Origin of the sequence: Bartonella sp. AP11XZML (assembly GCF_042196445.1) — a bacterium.
GTDB lineage: Bacteria > Pseudomonadota > Alphaproteobacteria > Rhizobiales > Rhizobiaceae > Bartonella.
Genome location: NZ_JBHIQF010000047.1, coordinates 1 through 1,442, shown reverse-complemented (window position 1 = coordinate 1,442; position 1,442 = coordinate 1). Strand labels below are relative to the sequence as shown.

Below are 1,442 nucleotides of genomic sequence, written 5' to 3'. Positions count from 1 at the left end.
TTCTTTTATATTTCGATTGGTTACTTTAATCGTTTATTTAGATCGCTAGCTGTTTTGATAATAAAAGCCGTGTCTTAAAAGAACGCGGCTTTTTTGCTATAAAGCAGCCCCCCGCCCCGTTATTTTATTTATGCTGCTTTTTCACTAATCTTTACAACGGTATCGTTTTCATAAATTTCACAATCTTCAGGAATTCCATATGCATAATAAAAGTTTTGTTTGACATATGAATAATCATTTCTTTTTAATCTTGCATTGCCATGTACCAAACCTCTAATGGTGTGATAACCAGTCACTTTTGCATTCCCATAAACAGAACCATAGACCTTAACATACCCACCCACGCTAGCATTGCCATAAACCTTGCCATAAATTTTTGAAGAGCTACTTACAACAGCATGATCATAAACCTCAGCCTTGCTATAAATGCGTGCACTTCCTGTTAATTTTGCATTCCCATAAACCCTTGCATATTGATAAACCCACACCTTATCAGAAAGATGCGCATTATCATAAACATGAGCTCCAAAATACACGCGGGTTTTATCATATACATGCGCATTGCCATAAACAAAACCACCAATGACAGCGTTGCCATATACCCTTGCATTTTCATAAACACGACCAGATTTTACAACACAAGCATTATCATAAACCCAGCAATTGCCATCATGAGAAAGGTTATCTTCCTTTTCAATAAAGCCGCCTAAATCACCAGCTTTAACATCAGCAAAGTCTTTTAAAGCACGAATGCGGTATAAAGTAATCCCTTTAACGTGACTTTCATTTATAAGCTCATATTTTTTAGATACATTTTTAGTGGTCATAGGTAGCTCCCTAATCTAACATTTGAATAAATTTTTAATAAGAGGTTTAAAGAAGGCGCCCCCGCCGCGCCCGCGCGTTATTTAAGCTGTTTTCCTATGAGAACGACACATAACAAAGCAAATTTCACCATAAGGAGAAAGGCGTTCTGTATAAACATTATTCATTGTGTCACCACAAATATTCTTAGTAACAATAGCCATGCCACATGCATTGGCATTTTCATAAACATGCACTTTACTTACAATTTTTGCACTATCGAAAACATGGGCATTATCATACACATGGGCATTGGCAAAAACCTTTGCTGAATCGTAGACGCGAGCATTACCATATACAAAACCACCAACACCTGCATTGCCATAAACCTGCGCATTTTCGTAAACACGACCAGGGCTCACAACAATGGCTTGATCACCAACCCAGCAATTACCATCATGGGAAAGATTTTCTTCAGATTCAATATAGCCACCAAGTTGACCAGCTTTAACATCACCAAAATCTCTTAACGCCTTAATGCGATAAAGTTTTTTACCCTCACGAAGAATTGTTTGATTGGTGAGTTGATATTTTTTTACAGAATTCTGCATAATAATTACCTCGTATTTTAACATTTT

General features: G+C 36.8%; 2 protein-coding genes. Both read right to left on the bottom strand.

The annotated features are described in order from the left end of the window. Window positions 1-128: 128 nt before the first annotated feature. A complete protein-coding gene (locus tag ACFIMG_RS05170; protein ID WP_375640116.1) occupies window positions 129-827 on the bottom strand; it encodes a hypothetical protein in 699 nt (232 codons plus the stop codon). An 81-nt stretch (window positions 828-908) separates the two neighbouring features. Further along, the gene (locus ACFIMG_RS05165; RefSeq protein WP_375640117.1) at window positions 909-1,415 is read right to left on the bottom strand and encodes a hypothetical protein; all 507 of its coding nucleotides are present in this window, start codon (window positions 1,413-1,415) and stop codon (window positions 909-911) included. Between the last annotated feature and the right edge of the window lie 27 nt (window positions 1,416-1,442).

Bases quoted from the DNA above. Each gene is read 5' to 3' on its own strand.
- ACFIMG_RS05170 (WP_375640116.1), bottom strand. From the start codon at position 827: ATGACCACTAAAAATGTATCTAAAAAATATGAGCTTATAAATGAAAGT.
- ACFIMG_RS05165 (WP_375640117.1), bottom strand. From the start codon at position 1,415: ATGCAGAATTCTGTAAAAAAATATCAACTCACCAATCAAACAATTCTT.